Source organism: Streptomyces sp. NPDC020884, from assembly GCF_044333935.1.
GTDB lineage: Bacteria > Actinomycetota > Actinomycetes > Streptomycetales > Streptomycetaceae > Streptomyces.
In genome coordinates, this window is the sequence record NZ_JBIRRY010000008.1 from 418,369 (window position 1) to 432,958 (window position 14,590).

The window sequence follows — 14,590 nt, forward strand, 5'->3', positions numbered from 1 at the left end:
CGGAAAACACCACCGGGACCGGAACCCGGACCGGTAGCCTCGCGGCCATGATCACCGCTGCCGACGAGGCGCTCGTACGCGACCACACGGTCTACGCCTGTGTGATGGGCTCGCGCGCGTTCGGGCTGGCCACCGAGGACAGCGACACGGACCGGCGCGGGGTGTTCCTCGCGCCCACCCCGCTGTTCTGGCGCTTCGCGAAGCCCCCGACGCATGTCGAGGGCCCCGCGCCGGAGCAGTTCTCCTGGGAGCTGGAACGCTTCTGCGAGCTGGCGCTGCGGGCCAACCCGAACGTGCTGGAGTGCCTGCACTCCCCGCTGGTGGAGACCGTGGACGGCACCGGCCGCGAACTGCTCGCGCTGCGCGGGGCGTTCCTGTCGCGGCTCGCGCACGGCACGTTCGTCCGGTACGCCCTGGGTCAGCGCAGGAAGCTGGAGGCGGACGTACGCGTCCACGGGGCGCCGCGCTGGAAGCACGCGATGCATCTGCTGCGGCTGCTGGCGAGCAGCCGCGACCTGCTGCGCACGGGCGAGCTGCGCATCGACGTCGGCGAGGCCCGGGAGGAACTGCTCGCGGTGAAGCGGGGCGAAGTGGCCTGGCCGGAGGTGGAACGCCGGATGAACCGCCTCGGCGAGGAGAACGACGCAGCGGTGACCCGCTCCCCGCTGCCTCCGGGCCCCGACCGGGCGGCGGTGGAGGACTTCCTCGTCCGGACCCGGCGGGCCTCGGCGCAGCGCGCTTGGGGACCGAGTCGGCTCACACCGTCCGGGGACCACCGGACGCGGCCGTGAGCTCGGCCAGCTTCTGGAACTCGCCCAGGTCGTAGTTGGCCAGTGCGGAGTCGAGGTTGGTCAGCGCCCCGAGGTGCTCGATGAATCCCTGCGGGTCGTACTCGATCTGCAGGGCGACGCGGCTCGACGTGTCGTCGAGCCGGTGGAAGGTGACCACTCCGGCGTGGTGGACTCCCTCGGTCGTCCTCCAGGCGATGCGGTCCTCGGTGACCACCTCGGTGAGTTCCGCGACGAAACGCTTGTCCGCGCCGGGCAGCGAAAGCTGCCAGGCGAAGCGCCGCTCGTCGAGCGGTTCGACGATCTGGACGTGGCTCAGGAACCTCGGCCACTGGGTGACATCGCTCCACAGGGCCCACGTGACGGCCACGGGAGCCTTGATGTCGACGGTCTCGACGAGCGAGGAGGACATGGACAACCACCAGACCTTCGGACGGGAACACGGTCGCCCTCTCGTACCCGGTCACGGGCCGCCCACGCGAGGAGCCCTCACCCGACAAAACGGTGCAACAAGGCGCATAATCGAGTCAGTCGGGATCGTTTGGAGGATCTCATGATCGTCCTCGGCATCATTCTCCTGGTGATCGGCCTGCTGGCCGGCCTTTCCATCCTCTGGACCATCGGGATCATCCTCCTGGTCGCGGGGGCCGTGCTGTGGGTCCTGGGGGCCGTCGGGCACGCGGTCGGCGGCAGGCGTCACTACTGGTAGTCGCCCCGGGCAAGCCTGGCGCGTACGACGAGGTCGTGCAGGTCCTCCAGGACGGTCACCGCGTCCGGCAGCCGGGAGCGGGTCTGCGCCTCGTCCAGGACGCGGTGGAGTTCCGTCACGTCCTGGCCCACCTTCTCCGCGTCCAGGCCCGTCGCCGCGCCGTGCTCGGCGTCGGCCTTGGCGGCGATCAGGTCCGGCAGGTACGCGGGGGCAGCGGCCTCGGTGAGCAAGGTGGGCAGATGGGCCCGCACCTCTCCGGAGCGCATCAGGTGGATGCCGGTGAGCAGCGCCCGGAAGGTGTAGAGCAGCGGCTTCAGTTCGCCGGTGTTCCCGTACAGCCGCCACTGCGTACCGGCGAAGCCCCGGTAGTGGTGGGCGTGGTTGCGGGTGAGGACGCCCGGGGCAAGCGCGGTCAGCTCCGTGTGGAGCGCGCTCGTGTGCACCACCAGCGGGGACAGCAGCTGTTCCAGGACGTAGCCGTTCGGCCGGAGCATCAGGCGGACGAACTTGCGCAGATCGTGGGTGACGAGGTCCAGCTCGACCCCGTCGCGCTCCCACATCCGGGTGCGGGTCTCCTCCGGCTCGTGCAGCCCGACCAGGTCCTCGGCGGGCAGGACGTGGACCCCCCGCAGGTCCACGTCCGAGTCCCGGGAGGGGAAGCCGTACAGATGGGCGCCGGAGACCGTGGCGAAGGCCAGCGGGCCGGGGGCGTTCGAGAGGTCGGGGCGCAGGTCGGTGACCGGCAGCCCCGCTCTCGTCAGCGGATCGTCGGTGGCGGCAGTCATGGATCAAGCGTCCCAGAGTGCCGCGAGGGACAGCAGGTCGCTGCGGTACTCGATGCGCTCGGACCACTCCTTGGGCCAGGCGGCCGCGCCCAGGTGCGCCCCCGCCAGCGCTCCGGTCAGGCAGGCGATCGAGTCGGAGTCGCCCCGGGTGCAGGCGGCCCGGCGCAGGGCGGTGACGGGCTCCTCTGGAAACAGCAGGAAGCAGTGCAGGGCGGAGGCGAGGGCCTCCTCGGCGACCCAGCCGTCCCCGGTCCGCTCGCACGGGTCGGTCTCCGGCGACGGCGCGCGCAGGGCGTCCTGGACGGCCGCCAGCGCGCTCAGGCACTCGTCCCAGCCGCGCTGGATGTACGACTGCGGTGTGGCGTCGCCGGCGCGGCGCCAGAGGTCGCCGAGCCAGCGGGTGTGGTAGCGGCCCCGGTTCTCGTAGGCGTAGCTGCGCAACTGTCCGACCAGACCGAGCGGTTCGGCGCCCTGGGCGAGCAGGAACACCGCACGGGCCAGCAGGTCGGAGGCGGCCAGGGCGGTGGGGTGGCCGTGGGTGAGGGCGGCCTGGAGCTGGGCGGCCCCGGCGCGCTGCTCCTCGCTCAGGCCGGGGACGAGGCCGACGGGGGCGACCCGCATGTTGGCGCCGCAGCCCTTGGAGTGCGTCTGGCTGGCCTCCTGCCAGACCGGGCCGGTCTCGAGCAGACGGCAGGCGGTGAGGCAGGTGTTGCCGGGGGCCCGGTTGTTGTCGGGCGAGTGGTACCAGGCGACGAACTCCCTGCGCACCGGGTCCACCAGCCGCTCCGGAGTGAGCAGTCCGCTGTCCATGGCCGTGCGGATGCCCCGGCCCAGCGCGATCGTCATCTGGGTGTCGTCGGAGACGACGGCGGGCGTCAGCAGGGGCAGCTGCCGCCAGGGGCCGAACTTGGCCAGGATGGCGGGCACGTCGTTGAACTCGGTGGGGAAGCCCAGCGCGTCGCCGAGCGCGAGCCCGGTCAGCACGCCGGTGGCCGCCTGTTTGGTGAGGGGCGGGGTGGCGATGGTCATGTGTCGCGTCCTTCCGGTGCGGAGTGGGGAGCGCCGGGCTGCGGCGGGCGCAGGAGCGGCGGGTGCAGGGCGGTGGCGTCGCCCGCCCGGTAGAGGGCGGCCGGTTTGCCCCGGCCGCCGGTGCGGCGCGGCGGGCCTTCGACGGCCTGGACGAAGCCGGGCGCGTTCAGGACCTTGCGCCGGAAGTTGGGGCGGTCCAGCTCGACGCCCCAGACCGTCTCGTAGACCTGCTGAAGCTCGCCGAGGGTGAACTCGGCGGGGCAGAACGCGGTGGCCAGGCAGCTGTACTCGAGCTTGGCGCCGATCCGGTCGTGGGCGTCGGCGAGGATCCGGTCGTGGTCGAAGGCCAGCGGACCGGCGGAGCCCGCGTCCCACCACCGGGCGCTCGCCGCGTCGCCGCCGCCGCGCGGTTCGGGCAGGTCCGGCAGGAGCGCGGCGTACGCGACGGAGACCACCCGCATCCTCGGGTCGCGGTCCGGGTCGGTGTAGGTACGCAGCTGTTCGAGGTGGAGGGCGTCGGCGGTGCCGGGGCCCAGGCCGGTCTCCTCGGCGAGTTCGCGGCGGGCGGCGTCCCCGGCGGACTCGCGGGGCAGCAGGAAGCCGCCGGGCAGCGCCCACCGGCCACGGAAGGGCTCCTGGCCCCGTTCGACGAGCAGCACGTGCAGGCGGGCCTCGCGGACGGTGAAGACCGCGAGGTCGACGGTGACCGCGAACGGGGCGTAGGCGTGCGGGTCGTAGCCCGCGGGGGTGCTCATCGTTTCTCCGGGAGGGGTGCGGCGAAGTCCCAGCCGGTGGCGAGGAGTTCGTCGACGGCGGCGACGGCGGCGGCGAGCCGCGCCTCGGGCGGTCCGGTCATCTCGACGAACCGCCGTCCGGTGCGGGTGAGTTCGGCGCGGAAGCGGTCGGTCATCCAGGGGCGCAGCTCCTCGCCGTCGCGCAGTCCGTCGTCCTCGAAGGCGACGCCCTCGTGGTCGGTGAGGAGCCACAGGTGGTGGGCGGTGCGGTCGGCGATCTCCTCGACGAGCGGGTTGCGGCCGCCGACGTACCGCTCGTGCCAGACAGTGGTGGCGAAGGAGTCGGTGTCGCAGACGAGCACCGGGGAGCCGGCGCGTGCGGCGACCTCCTCCCGGTCGTTCTGGGTCTTCGCGATGAGCGGGAAGTCGTCGGTGGTGAAGGTGACGTCCTCCCAGGCGGCCCCGGGCCACCGTTCGCGCAGGGACGCGAGCTTGTGTTCGCTGTGCTCGCGGCCGTACTCGGCGACGTACGCCGTCCGCGCCCACACTCCGCCGCGTGCGCGGTAGTGGTCGGCCAGCGCCCGCGCGAGCGTGGTGGTGCCGGTGGACTCCGCGCCGAGGACGACGATCCGGCGGGCGAGCGCGGCCCTCACCGGGGGCCGGAGGAAGTCCCAGCAGCCGACCGGGTCCTTGCGCACGGCGGTGCCGGAGACCGGGAAGAGGGTGCGGTCGGGGTCGACGAGGACGGAGTCCGCGCCGAAGCGGCGGCCCAGTTCCTCCCCGTACGCCTCCGAGGTGAAGACCGCGTCCACCCGCTCGGGCACGGCGGCCGTGAAGACGGCCATGTGCGCGTCCCAGACGGCCGGGTCCCGCACGTCCATGGGCGTGTCGTCGAGCGCGCCGACCACCGTGACGTCCGGGTGTATCTCGCGCATCCAGGCGACGCGGTCGGCGAGCGGGACCGACTCCACGGAGGCGGCGCAGACCAGCACGGTCAGCCGTTCGCAGCGGTCCCGGGCGGTCTCGACGAGGTGGTGGTGGCCGGCGTGCGGCGGGTAGAACTTGCCGAGGACCAGACCGTGTCCGTAGCGCTTCACGCGGCGGCCACCTCCGGCGTACGCGCGTCGCGTGCGGTCAGGTCGCGGTGCCAGCTGCGCAGTCCGACCAGGCAGAGCGCGAGGAACCCGACGTACAGCAGCGAGGTCAGATACAGCCCCTTGTGCGCGTACAGCGGGATGTAGACCACGTCGGCGGCGATCCACAGCCACCAGGACTCCAGGCGCTTCCTGCACTGCCCGTACGTCGCCATCAGCGACAGGGAGGTCGTCAGCGCGTCCCAGAAGGGGACGGTGGAGTCGGTGGCCCGGGAGAGCAGCAGGGTGATCGCGAGCGTCCCCACCGCCCCCACCGCGAGCAGCCAGGTCCATTCGGTGCGGGTCGTTCTGCGCACCGGCAGGACCGAGGTCCCTGGTCCACCCCCGTGGGTCCAGGTCCACCAGCCGTACGCGGCGAGGGTGATGAAGACGATCTGGAGGCCGGCGTCGGCGTACAGACCGGACTGGGCGAACAGCAGGATGAAGAAGAGGTTGTTGGCGATGCCGATCGGCCAGTTGGCGAGGTGCTGGCGGGCCACGAGCCAGACGCACAGCGCCCCGCTGCCGAAGCCCAGCACCTCGGTCCAGCTGACCGGGGTGTCCAGGACCGTCACCAGGGGCTGTTGCAGGGGATCGAGTATGTCCGCGAGACTCACGCCCACCTCCTTCTTAATAGTCACTCTGACTATAAAGGCCGGAGAGGGACGGCGAAAGGCCCGCGGCCGGTCCTGTTCGAAAAAACGGAACAGATACCGGCCGCGGGCCTTCGTACGGGTGCGGGTGCGGCTAGAGGCCGACCTCGCGCATCAGCATGCCGACCTCGGTGTTGGTCAGGCGGCGCAGCCAGCCGGACTTCTGGTCGCCCAGCGGGATCGGCCCGAAGGACGTCCGCACGAGGCGCTCGACCGGGAAGCCGGCCTCGGCCAGCATCCGGCGCACGATGTGCTTGCGGCCCTCGTGGAGGGTCACCTCGACCAGGTAGTTCTTGCCGGTGTTCTCGACGACGCGGAAGTGGTCGGCGCGGGCGTAGCCGTCCTCCAGCTGGATGCCGTCCTTGAGCCGCTTGCCGAGGTCGCGCGGCAGCGGGCCCTGGACGGCGGCCAGGTAGGTCTTCTTCACGCCGTACTTCGGGTGCGTGAGGCGGTGGGCCAGCTCACCGTGGTTGGTGAGCATGATGATGCCCTCCGTCTCGGTGTCGAGGCGGCCGACGTGGAACAGCCGCGTCTCGCGGTTGGTCACGTAGTCGCCGAGGCACTGACGGCCGTCGGGGTCCTCCATCGAGGAGACGACCCCGGCGGGCTTGTTCAGCGCGAAGAAGAGATACGACTGGGCGGCGACCGTGAGGCCGTCGACCTTGATCTCGTCCTGGTGCACATCGACGCGCATGCCCTGCTCGACGACGATCTCGCCGTTGACCTCGACGCGGGACTGCTCGATCAGCTCCTCGCACGCCCGGCGCGAGCCCATGCCGGCACGGGCGAGGACCTTCTGCAGCCGCTCGCCCTCCTGCTCGGCGCCCGGGTGGGTCTTGGGGAGGTTGATCTCGGGCTTGTTCGCATACCGGTCACGGTTGCGCTGCTCGATCTTGGCGTCGAGCTCACGGGGACGCGAGGGGGCGGCGCGGCGGAAACCGCCGGTGCGACCACCGCCGCCCTGTGCGGGCTTCGGGCCGCCCTTGGCGCCGCCGCGCGCCGCCGAGCCGCGGCCCTTGCGGGGGCCTTCCTGCTCGGCTCGGGCGCCGGGGGCGTCGTTGCCCACGTCGTAGCGGCGCTCCTCCGGGCGGGGACGGCGGGGGCGCTGCTCTTCCTCGCGCCCGCCCTGGTAGCTCGTACGCCCGTCCTGGGAGCCGGGACGGCCGCCCTGGCCGCCCGGACGGCCGGCCTGGCCGCCGGGACGACCGCCCTGGCCGCTGCCGCCGCGTCCGCCGCCGCTCTGACCGCCGGAACGACCGCCCTGGCCGCCGCCCTGGGAGCCGGGACGGCCACCCTGGCCGCCGCGTCCGCTCGGGCCGCCGCCCTGGCCCTGGCGGAAGGACCCGCCGCCGCTGCGGCCGCCGCTGCCCGCGCCGCCACCGCTCCGGGAGTTCCGGTCGCCGCCGCCGCTGCTCCGGCCGCTCCCGCCGCTGCCGCTTCCGCTGTTCCTGCCACTGCTTCGCATCAAAATTCCGTCTTGTCGTCTGCGTGAGTATCCGGGGTGTCCGGTGCGTCCGGATCGAACGACGGCACACCCTCTAGCGTCTCAGCCTCGATCGCGTCCGCCTCCGGGAGGAAGGGCGCGAGCTCCGGGAGCTCGTCCAGGCCGCGCAGGCCCATTCGCTCCAGAAAGTAGTTCGTCGTCCTGTACAGGATCGCACCTGTTTCGGGTTCCGCGCCCGCCTCCGCCACCAGGCCCCTCTGGAGGAGGGTCCGCATGACGCCGTCGCAGTTCACTCCGCGCACCGCCGAGACCCGTGAGCGGCTCACCGGCTGCCGGTACGCGACCACCGCCAGGGTCTCCAGCGCGGCCTGGGTGAGCCGGGCGTGCTGGCCGTCCAGGACGAAGCCCTCGACCGCCGCCGCGTACTCCGGGCGGGTGAAGAAGCGCCAGCCTCCCGCGACGAACCGCAGGTCGAAGCCCCGGCGCTGCACGGCGTACTCGTCGGCCAGCTCCCGCAGCGCGTCCGCCACGGCCCGGCGGGGCCGCTGGAGCACCTTGGCGAGCTGGTCGACGGTGGCGGGCTCGTCGACGACCATGAGGACCGCCTCGAGGGCGGGCTTCAGATCGAGCGCGGCGACCGCGCTCCCGTCCGGTCCGCCGTCGTGCTGCGTGGGCTGCTCGCTCATTTCCGTACGTCCTCCTCCTCGGCCGCTCCGCCGAGCTCGGGGTCGAACTCGTCCGTCACCGCCGGCTCCGCCGCCGCCCCGCCGCACCAGGTCACGAGCAGGTCCCCCAGCGCCTCGTCCTGGTCGAGCGTGACGGCCTTCTCGCGGTACAGCTCCAGCAGGGCCAGGAAGCGGGCCACCACGGTCAGCGTGTCCGGCGCGTCCTCGGTCAGCGTTCGAAAGCTCATCGCCGTCCCGGCCGCGCGCAGCCGCTCCACCACGAGACCCGCCTGCTCCCGGACGCTGACCAGCGGGGCGTGGATGTGGTCGACGTACACCTGGGGCCTGGGCTTGGGCAGCATCGCCTTCACCGCGAGCTTCGCGAAGCCCTCGGGCCCGATGCTGATGACCACCTCGGGCAGCAGCTCGGCGTGCTGGTCCTCCAGCCCGACGGTACGGGGGTGGCGGCGGGCCTCGGCCTCCAGGCGGCCCTGGAAGATCTCGGCGATCCTCTTGTACGCGCGGTACTGGAGGAGCCGCGCGAAGAGCAGGTCCCGCGCCTCCAGGAGCGCCAGGTCCGCCTCGTCCTCGACCTCGGCCGCGGGCAGCAGCCGGGCCGCCTTGAGATCGAGCAGGGTGGCGGCGACGACGAGGAACTCGGTGGTCTGGTCGAGGTCCCAGTCGGGGCCCATGGCGCGGATGTACGCCATGAACTCGTCGGTGACCTTGGAGAGTGCGACCTCGGTCACGTCCAGCTTGTGCTTGGAGATCAGCTGGAGGAGGAGGTCGAAGGGGCCCTCGAAGTTCACCAGCCGGACCGTGAAGCGCCTGTCCTCGGAGTCGGGCTCGACCACCGGCTCCGGAGCTGCTTCCGGTTCCGGATCGGCCTCCGGTACGGGAACGGCCTCAGGGACGGGCTCGGCCGCCGGCTCCGGAGGTGCTTCCGGCTGCGCCGCGGGCTCCGGAGCCGCCTCCGCGGGCGCCGCTGCCGCCCCCGGCCCCCGCCCCAGGGCACGGCGGCGCGGGGCGGCGGGGTCGTCGGGCGTGGGCATGGTGGTCCAGGGGTGGGGCGGCGGCGCGGACGGGTCCCGCCGGCCGGCGGGTCCTGCGGGGCAGGCTACCCGCGCCGTACCGCTCAGCGGCCGCGCAGCCGCCGTACGAGGATGCTCGCGTCGCCCCGGGACTCCAGGTCGGCCAGGACCACCGCCACCGCCTCGCGGACGATACGGCCGCGGTCGACGGCGAGGCCGTGTTCGCCGCGCAGGACGAGCCGGGCGTGTTCCAGGTCCATCAGCTCCTCGGCGGAGACGTAGACCGTGATCTTCTCGTCGTGGCGTTCCCGGCCGCTGGGGCGGCGGTTCGCGCCCCGTCCGCCGCCGCGCCTGCGCTGCTGCTGGACCGCCGGGGACTGCTCGGCCGGGGCCCCGGACGCGGCGGGGCGCTCACCGGAGGCGGCCTTGGCGGACGGGGAGCGGTCGCTCTCGCCGCCGCGGCTGCGCGAGTCGCCGCCGTCGGAGTCGGCCGCGGCGTGCTCCTCGCGGTCGGCGGTGGCGGCCCGACCGGAGGGATCGCTCTCCCCGGCGGGCGCGGGCACCCGCGGCTCGCCGTTCGCCTTGCGCCGCCGCTCCGCCGGGGAGGACGGCTGGAGGCCCATCCCGCCTCCGGTGGTACGGAACAGTTCGTCGGCCCCCGGCAGACTCACTCGGCGTGACACCGGGCGAGCACCTCCCTGGCGAGCTGGCGATAGGCTGCTGCGCCGACCGAGTTGGAGGCGTACGTGGTGATGGGCTCACCGGCGACCGTGGTCTCCGGGAAGCGGACCGTGCGCCCGATGACCGTGTGGTAGACGTGCTCGTCGAAGGCCTCGACGACGCGCGCCAGGACTTCGCGGCTGTGCACCGTACGGGAGTCGTACATGGTGGCGAGGATGCCGTCGAGCTCCAGCTCCGGGTTGAGCCGCTCCTGGACCTTCTCGATGGTCTCGGTGAGCAGCGCCACCCCGCGCAGCGCGAAGAACTCGCACTCCAGCGGCACTATGACCTTGTGAGCGGCCGTCAGGGCGTTCACGGTGAGCAGGCCGAGGGAGGGCTGACAGTCGATCACGATGTAGTCGTAGTCGGCCATCAGCGGCTTCAGGGCGCGCTGGAGCGTGGACTCGCGGGCCACCTCGCTGACGAGCTGCACCTCGGCCGCGGAGAGGTCGATGTTGCTGGGCAGCAGGTCCATGTTGGGGACCGCGGTCTTGAGCAGGACGTCGTCCGCCGTCATGCCCCGCTCCATGAGCAGGTTGTAGACGGTGAGGTCGAGCTCCATCGGGTTGACCCCGAGGCCGACGGAGAGGGCGCCCTGCGGGTCGAAGTCGACGAGCAGGACCCGGCGTCCGTACTCCGCGAGCGCGGCGCCCAGGTTGATGGTCGACGTGGTCTTGCCCACGCCGCCCTTCTGGTTGCACATCGCGATGATCTTCGCGGGGCCGTGGTTGGTCAGCGGGCCCGGGATCGGGAAGTACGGCAGGGGCCGCCCGGTCGGGCCGATGCGCTCGCGGCGCTGACGCGCGGCGTCGGGCGCGAGGGTGGCCGCGTACTCCGGATCGGGCTCGTACTCGGCGTCGGGGTCGTAGAAGTGCCCCTCGGGCACCTCGGCGAAGTCGGCGAAGCGGTCGGTTTCCCGGCTGCTCTCGTTGCCGGCCGTGGCGTTCACGTGTAGGCCGTCCATCATCTGGGGGGCTGTCGTCATGTGCTGTTGGGTGGCGAAGGTGCGGACAGCGACGGAGCCGACAGCTTCGAGCCCGATCGGGCTCAGACCCCGTGCAGGCATCCCTGGTTGACCACCCCCGGGAGTAATTGTCGACTCATTCACAAGTCGTCTTACCTCCTTGGACGTGACCAGGAAACTTATCGATAGGTCAGCGTGGCACCATGCCGACGATTGGCGACTCTATGGCGTGTCACCGGTCCGCAGCAACACAATCCGCCGGACCCGACCGGATGTGTCGGCAATCGAACACCCCGCTGTCAAGGGTGCACAGCGACCAAGCCGCACATTTCACCGCTGCACGAAACGGGTAAAGGGTTACGTTCAGCGCGAGTTGCGCAAGGGCCTCACAGGGCCCGATACACGTCGGGCCGGACCTTGCTCGGCAAGGTCCGGCCGGAGTCCCGATGTTGACGGAGGAGGTTGACCCGTCAGCCGAGGAGCGTGCTCAGCTCGACGTGCGGGAGACCGTGCGCCTCGCCCACCTCACGGTAAATCACCTGGCCCTCATGGGTGTTGAGGCCCTTGGCGAGCGCGGCGTCACGGCGCAGGGCGTCGACCCAGCCGCGGTTCGCGAGCTCCACGATGTAGGGAAGCGTCGCGTTGGTGAGCGCGTAGGTGGAGGTGTGGGGCACCGCGCCGGGCATGTTGGCGACGCAGTAGAAGACCGAGTCGTGGATCCGGAAGGTCGGCTCGGCGTGGGTCGTCGGACGCGAGTCCTCGAAGCAGCCACCCTGATCGATTGCGATGTCGACAAGTACACTTCCGGGCTTCATCTTGGCGACGAGCTCGTTGGTGACCAGCTTCGGGGCCTTGGCTCCGGGGATCAGCACGGCGCCGATGACGAGGTCGGCCTCGACGACGGCCTTCTCCAGTTCGAAGGCGTTGGAGACGACGGTCTGCACCTTGGTGCCGAAGATCCTGTCGGCCTCGCGCAGCTTGTTGATGTCGCGGTCGAGCAGCGTGACGTGGAAGCCGAGGCCCACGGCGATCTGCGTGGCGTTCCAGCCGGAGACGCCGCCGCCGATGACGACGGCCTTGCCGGCCGCCGTGCCGGGCACGCCGCCGGGCAGCACGCCGCGGCCGCCGACCGAGCGCATCAGGTGGTACGCGCCGACCTGCGGGGCGAGGCGGCCCGCGACCTCGGACATCGGGGCGAGCAGCGGGAGCGCGCGGTTCGCGGTCTCGACCGTCTCGTAGGCGATGGCGGTGGTGCCGGAGGCCAGCAGCGCGTCGGTGCACTCACGGGAGGCCGCGAGGTGCAGGTACGTGAAGAGCGTCTGGTCCTTGCGGAGGCGGTGGTACTCCTCGGCGACCGGCTCCTTGACCTTCAGCAGCAGGTCGGCGGCGGCCCAGACCTCGTCGGCGGTGGGCAGGATCCGCGCGCCGGCGGCGACGAACTCCTGGTCCGTGATGGACGAGCCGACGCCGGCGTCCTTCTCGATGACGACCTGGTGGCCGTGGCGGACGAGCTCATGCACTCCGGCGGGGGTGATCGCCACCCGGAACTCGTTGTTCTTGACTTCGCGGGGGATGCCGACCTTCACGTCGATCACGGTCCTTGGCTCGGAGGGTCATCCGGGCACAGCGGTGCAGACCCGGACATATACATCATAAATGGAGACGCCACGAAGGAGCGCGGCAGAGCCAGTCTAATGAAGGACTTCACGCTGTCTAGCCTTACAAAGCATTAACTTTCTGTCGAAGCACTACGGATTTCGTAGGCAGAAGCCTCATCACCCAGCAATCTATCGGCCGCATTCCGGTGCAACCTGGCCGCCGCCGGATCCCCGAGCCGGTCCAGCGTGTCCGCCAGCCGCAGCTGGAGCGCGGCCTGAAGCCGCACGTCACCGGCGCCCCGGGCCAGCTCGACGGCCTCCCGGCAGGTCTGCAACGAGTCGTGCGGCCGGCCCGCGTACTCCTGGACCCGGGCGGCCTCGCTGAGCGCCCGCGCCTGGGCCGCCGGATCGCCGAGCCTGCGGTGTCCCGCCGCGGCGGCTCGCCAGTCGCGCAGCGCCTCGCCGTAGCGCCCGGCGTACGTGTGGACCGCGCCGAGCCGCCCGTAGAGCCGGGCCTCGTCCGCGCGCTCCCCCTGGGTCAGCCGCTGGGAGAGCGCCCGGCCGTACCAGTCGGCGGCCCGGTGGTAGTCCCCCAGCTCCTCGTACGCGCCGCCGACGGATTCCATCGCGCGGCCGGTGGCGTACAGGTCCTTCGCCGCCTTTCCGGCGTCCAGCGCGGCCCGGTAGCGGGTCAGCGCGTCCCGGGTGCGGCCGGTGCGGGCGTCCAGGTCGGCGAGGTTCAGCAGGGCGGCCGCCTGCTCCCGGGGCAGCTCGCGGCGCAGCGCCACATCCAGGACGAGACCGTGCAGCCCGTACAGCTCGGGGGCCGCCTCCTCCGTCCCCCGGTGCGCGGCCAGGGCCCGCACCAGGGCCGCCACCAGGCGCCGCGCCAGGGTGTCGAGCTCGCCGTCCGCCACGGCGAGCCGGGCCGAGGCGAGCAGGGCGGGCTGGCGGACCCGCAGCCACGCCCCCGCCTCCTCCGCGCTGGGGAAGCGCAGCGAGCGGGGCAGTCCGGCGAGCTTGCGGCGGGCGGTGGAGCCCTCCGGCTCGGTGATCGCACGGCAGGACTGGAGCCGGCGCACGGTCCGCTCCAGCATCCGGGCGCGGGCGAGCTGGATCTCGGCCGGCCGGTCCCGGTCCTCCAGGAGGGCCCGCAGCATCGGGGCGAGGCAGCCGGGCACCGCGTACTCGGGGTGGGCCGCGCCGTCCGTCCGCAGCAGTCCGAGCTTCACGAAGTCGTCGAGGGTGGAGCGGGCGGCCGAGACCGAGCAGCCGGCCAGCGCCGAGGCGGTGTGGGCGTCGGCCAGTCCGGCGGGGGCGAGGGCCAGCAGTCGCAGTATCCGGGCGGCGACCTGCGGCAGGGAGTCGTGGACGAGCCGGAACGCTCGGGCCAGCGGGCGGGCCCCGGCGGACTGCTGCTCCCCGGCGTCGGGCAGCTCGTGCAGCTGCTTGGCGACGTCGGCGACCGAGGCCATGGGGTGGGCGGCGAGCAGGCCGCCCATCAGGGTGAGCGCCGCGGGCTGTCCCCCGCACTCCTCGGCCAGCCTCTCCGCGGTGCGGGGGTCGACGGTGATGCGCACCTGCCCGATGGCGCGGGCCAGCAGCCGCACCGCCGCACCCGCCTCCAGTCCGCCGAGCGTGCAGGGCCGTACGTCGGGGATGCCGGTCAGCGGTCCGGTCGCGGTGGCGAGGACCAGGCAGTCCGGGTTCTCCGGGAGCAGCGGGTCGACCTGTTCGGCGTCGGCCGCGTCGTCGAGCACCAGGACGAGCCGGCGTACGGCGAGGGCCTCTCGGACCATCTCGGACAGCTCGTCCTGGTCGGCGCCGGGCGGGACCGCGATTCCGAGGAGGCCGAGGATCTCGCCGGCGGTGCGTTCGGTGGGGACGCTCTCGCCGCCGGGATCGGTGAGGCCGACCCGGAGCACACCGTCGGGGTAGTCGCCGGACCCCGTGCCGGGCACGGTCCAGGGCAGGGCGCCCGCGGCGGTCGCGGCGGCCCCGGCGGCGTCGGTTCCGGTGAGCGCTCCGGCCAGTTCCTCGGCGAGTGCGCTGCGGCCGGAGCCGGGGCGGCCGGCGATGAGCAGGACCCGGGCGCGGGGGGTCTTGCGGCCGGCCAGGGTGTCGAGACCGGCGCGCTCGATGTCCGCCCGCAGAGCCTTCAACTCGCGTTCACGGCCGAAGAATCGGGGTGGGGCGGCGCCGGACGGCTCCTCGGTCCCCGGGGCCTTTGCCGGGCCGCTGGTGTCCACCGCCTGATCGGTCACGAGCCACGCTCCCACTTCGCTGCACGCGGTGCCCGCCGGGACTCCGGTCGGGACCTTTCGAGCGTAGTTCAGC

Annotated in this window: 15 protein-coding genes; 2 read left to right on the top strand and 13 right to left on the bottom strand. The window is 72.6% G+C overall.

What is annotated here, in order from left to right; all coding sequences use genetic code 11:
* Window positions 1-47: 47 nt before the first annotated feature.
* Window positions 48-791 (top strand): DNA polymerase beta superfamily protein, encoded by a 744-nt coding sequence (locus ACH4UK_RS25510; RefSeq protein ID WP_398359877.1) that lies wholly within the window; start codon window positions 48-50, stop codon window positions 789-791.
* Here ACH4UK_RS25510 and ACH4UK_RS25515 read toward each other — a convergent pair.
* Window positions 757-1,200, bottom strand: a complete 444-nt coding sequence (locus ACH4UK_RS25515; protein WP_398359879.1) for an SRPBCC family protein — start codon at window positions 1,198-1,200, stop codon at window positions 757-759. The two genes, ACH4UK_RS25510 and ACH4UK_RS25515, sit on opposite strands and share 35 nt — an antisense overlap.
* A 141-nt stretch (window positions 1,201-1,341) precedes the next feature.
* Here ACH4UK_RS25515 and ACH4UK_RS25520 point away from each other — a divergent pair, with 141 nt between their 5' ends.
* Complete coding sequence (locus tag ACH4UK_RS25520; protein ID WP_398359881.1) at window positions 1,342-1,497, top strand: DUF6131 family protein; 156 nt, start codon at window positions 1,342-1,344, stop codon at window positions 1,495-1,497.
* On the opposite strand, the gene ACH4UK_RS25525 is transcribed toward ACH4UK_RS25520, so the two are convergent.
* The 12 genes from ACH4UK_RS25525 to ACH4UK_RS25580 all read right to left on the bottom strand — a co-directional run bounded on the left by ACH4UK_RS25525 (window position 1,488) and on the right by ACH4UK_RS25580 (window position 14,517).
* Window positions 1,488-2,282, bottom strand: coding sequence for a DNA polymerase beta superfamily protein (locus ACH4UK_RS25525; protein ID WP_398359883.1), 795 nt, complete (start codon window positions 2,280-2,282; stop codon window positions 1,488-1,490). The genes ACH4UK_RS25520 and ACH4UK_RS25525 overlap by 10 nt on opposite strands.
* A gap of 3 nt (window positions 2,283-2,285) precedes the next feature.
* A complete protein-coding gene (locus ACH4UK_RS25530) occupies window positions 2,286-3,311 on the bottom strand; it encodes an ADP-ribosylglycohydrolase family protein (protein ID WP_398359885.1) in 1,026 nt (341 codons plus the stop codon).
* Window positions 3,308-4,066: an NUDIX hydrolase gene (locus ACH4UK_RS25535; protein WP_398359886.1), complete on the bottom strand. Its 759-nt coding sequence runs from the start codon at window positions 4,064-4,066 to the stop codon at window positions 3,308-3,310. Before ACH4UK_RS25535 ends, ACH4UK_RS25530 begins: the two co-directional genes overlap by 4 nt.
* Entirely contained in the window at window positions 4,063-5,142 is a 1,080-nt protein-coding gene (locus tag ACH4UK_RS25540) for an AAA family ATPase (RefSeq protein ID WP_398359887.1), read from the bottom strand. Before ACH4UK_RS25540 ends, ACH4UK_RS25535 begins: the two co-directional genes overlap by 4 nt.
* Window positions 5,139-5,795, bottom strand: coding sequence for a nicotinamide riboside transporter PnuC (pnuC, locus tag ACH4UK_RS25545; RefSeq protein ID WP_398359889.1), 657 nt, complete (start codon window positions 5,793-5,795; stop codon window positions 5,139-5,141). The genes ACH4UK_RS25540 and pnuC overlap by 4 nt, the downstream gene beginning before the upstream one ends.
* 130 nt (window positions 5,796-5,925) lie before the next feature.
* Window positions 5,926-7,296 carry a pseudouridine synthase gene (locus ACH4UK_RS25550; protein WP_398359891.1) on the bottom strand — a complete coding sequence of 457 codons (1,371 nt, stop codon included), beginning with the start codon at window positions 7,294-7,296 and terminating at the stop codon, window positions 5,926-5,928.
* Window positions 7,296-7,961, bottom strand: coding sequence for an SMC-Scp complex subunit ScpB (gene scpB / locus ACH4UK_RS25555; RefSeq protein WP_398359893.1), 666 nt, complete (start codon window positions 7,959-7,961; stop codon window positions 7,296-7,298). The genes ACH4UK_RS25550 and scpB overlap by 1 nt, the downstream gene beginning before the upstream one ends.
* Window positions 7,958-8,992, bottom strand: a complete 1,035-nt coding sequence (locus ACH4UK_RS25560; protein WP_398359895.1) for a segregation and condensation protein A — start codon at window positions 8,990-8,992, stop codon at window positions 7,958-7,960. Before ACH4UK_RS25560 ends, scpB begins: the two co-directional genes overlap by 4 nt.
* Before the next feature lie 83 nt (window positions 8,993-9,075).
* Window positions 9,076-9,642, bottom strand: coding sequence for a hypothetical protein (locus ACH4UK_RS25565; protein ID WP_398359953.1), 567 nt, complete (start codon window positions 9,640-9,642; stop codon window positions 9,076-9,078).
* On the bottom strand, window positions 9,639-10,757 hold the full coding sequence (locus tag ACH4UK_RS25570) for a ParA family protein (protein ID WP_398359897.1): 1,119 nt from the start codon (window positions 10,755-10,757) through the stop codon (window positions 9,639-9,641). Before ACH4UK_RS25570 ends, ACH4UK_RS25565 begins: the two co-directional genes overlap by 4 nt.
* Window positions 10,758-11,125: 368 nt before the next feature.
* Complete coding sequence (ald, locus tag ACH4UK_RS25575) at window positions 11,126-12,241, bottom strand: alanine dehydrogenase (protein ID WP_398359954.1); 1,116 nt, start codon at window positions 12,239-12,241, stop codon at window positions 11,126-11,128.
* 143 nt (window positions 12,242-12,384) lie between these two features.
* The gene (locus tag ACH4UK_RS25580; protein ID WP_398359899.1) at window positions 12,385-14,517 is read right to left on the bottom strand and encodes a tetratricopeptide repeat protein; all 2,133 of its coding nucleotides are present in this window, start codon (window positions 14,515-14,517) and stop codon (window positions 12,385-12,387) included.
* Between the last annotated feature and the right edge of the window lie 73 nt (window positions 14,518-14,590).

Coding starts and splice junctions, on each gene's coding strand:
- ACH4UK_RS25510 (WP_398359877.1), top strand. CDS start 48: ATGATCACCGCTGCCGACGAGGCGCTCGTACGCGACCACACGGTCTAC.
- ACH4UK_RS25515 (WP_398359879.1), bottom strand. CDS start 1,200: ATGTCCTCCTCGCTCGTCGAGACCGTCGACATCAAGGCTCCCGTGGCC.
- ACH4UK_RS25520 (WP_398359881.1), top strand. CDS start 1,342: ATGATCGTCCTCGGCATCATTCTCCTGGTGATCGGCCTGCTGGCCGGC.
- ACH4UK_RS25525 (WP_398359883.1), bottom strand. CDS start 2,282: ATGACTGCCGCCACCGACGATCCGCTGACGAGAGCGGGGCTGCCGGTC.
- ACH4UK_RS25530 (WP_398359885.1), bottom strand. CDS start 3,311: ATGACCATCGCCACCCCGCCCCTCACCAAACAGGCGGCCACCGGCGTG.
- ACH4UK_RS25535 (WP_398359886.1), bottom strand. CDS start 4,066: ATGAGCACCCCCGCGGGCTACGACCCGCACGCCTACGCCCCGTTCGCG.
- ACH4UK_RS25550 (WP_398359891.1), bottom strand. CDS start 7,296: ATGCGAAGCAGTGGCAGGAACAGCGGAAGCGGCAGCGGCGGGAGCGGC.
- scpB (WP_398359893.1), bottom strand. CDS start 7,961: ATGAGCGAGCAGCCCACGCAGCACGACGGCGGACCGGACGGGAGCGCG.
- ACH4UK_RS25560 (WP_398359895.1), bottom strand. CDS start 8,992: ATGCCCACGCCCGACGACCCCGCCGCCCCGCGCCGCCGTGCCCTGGGG.
- ACH4UK_RS25570 (WP_398359897.1), bottom strand. CDS start 10,757: ATGCCTGCACGGGGTCTGAGCCCGATCGGGCTCGAAGCTGTCGGCTCC.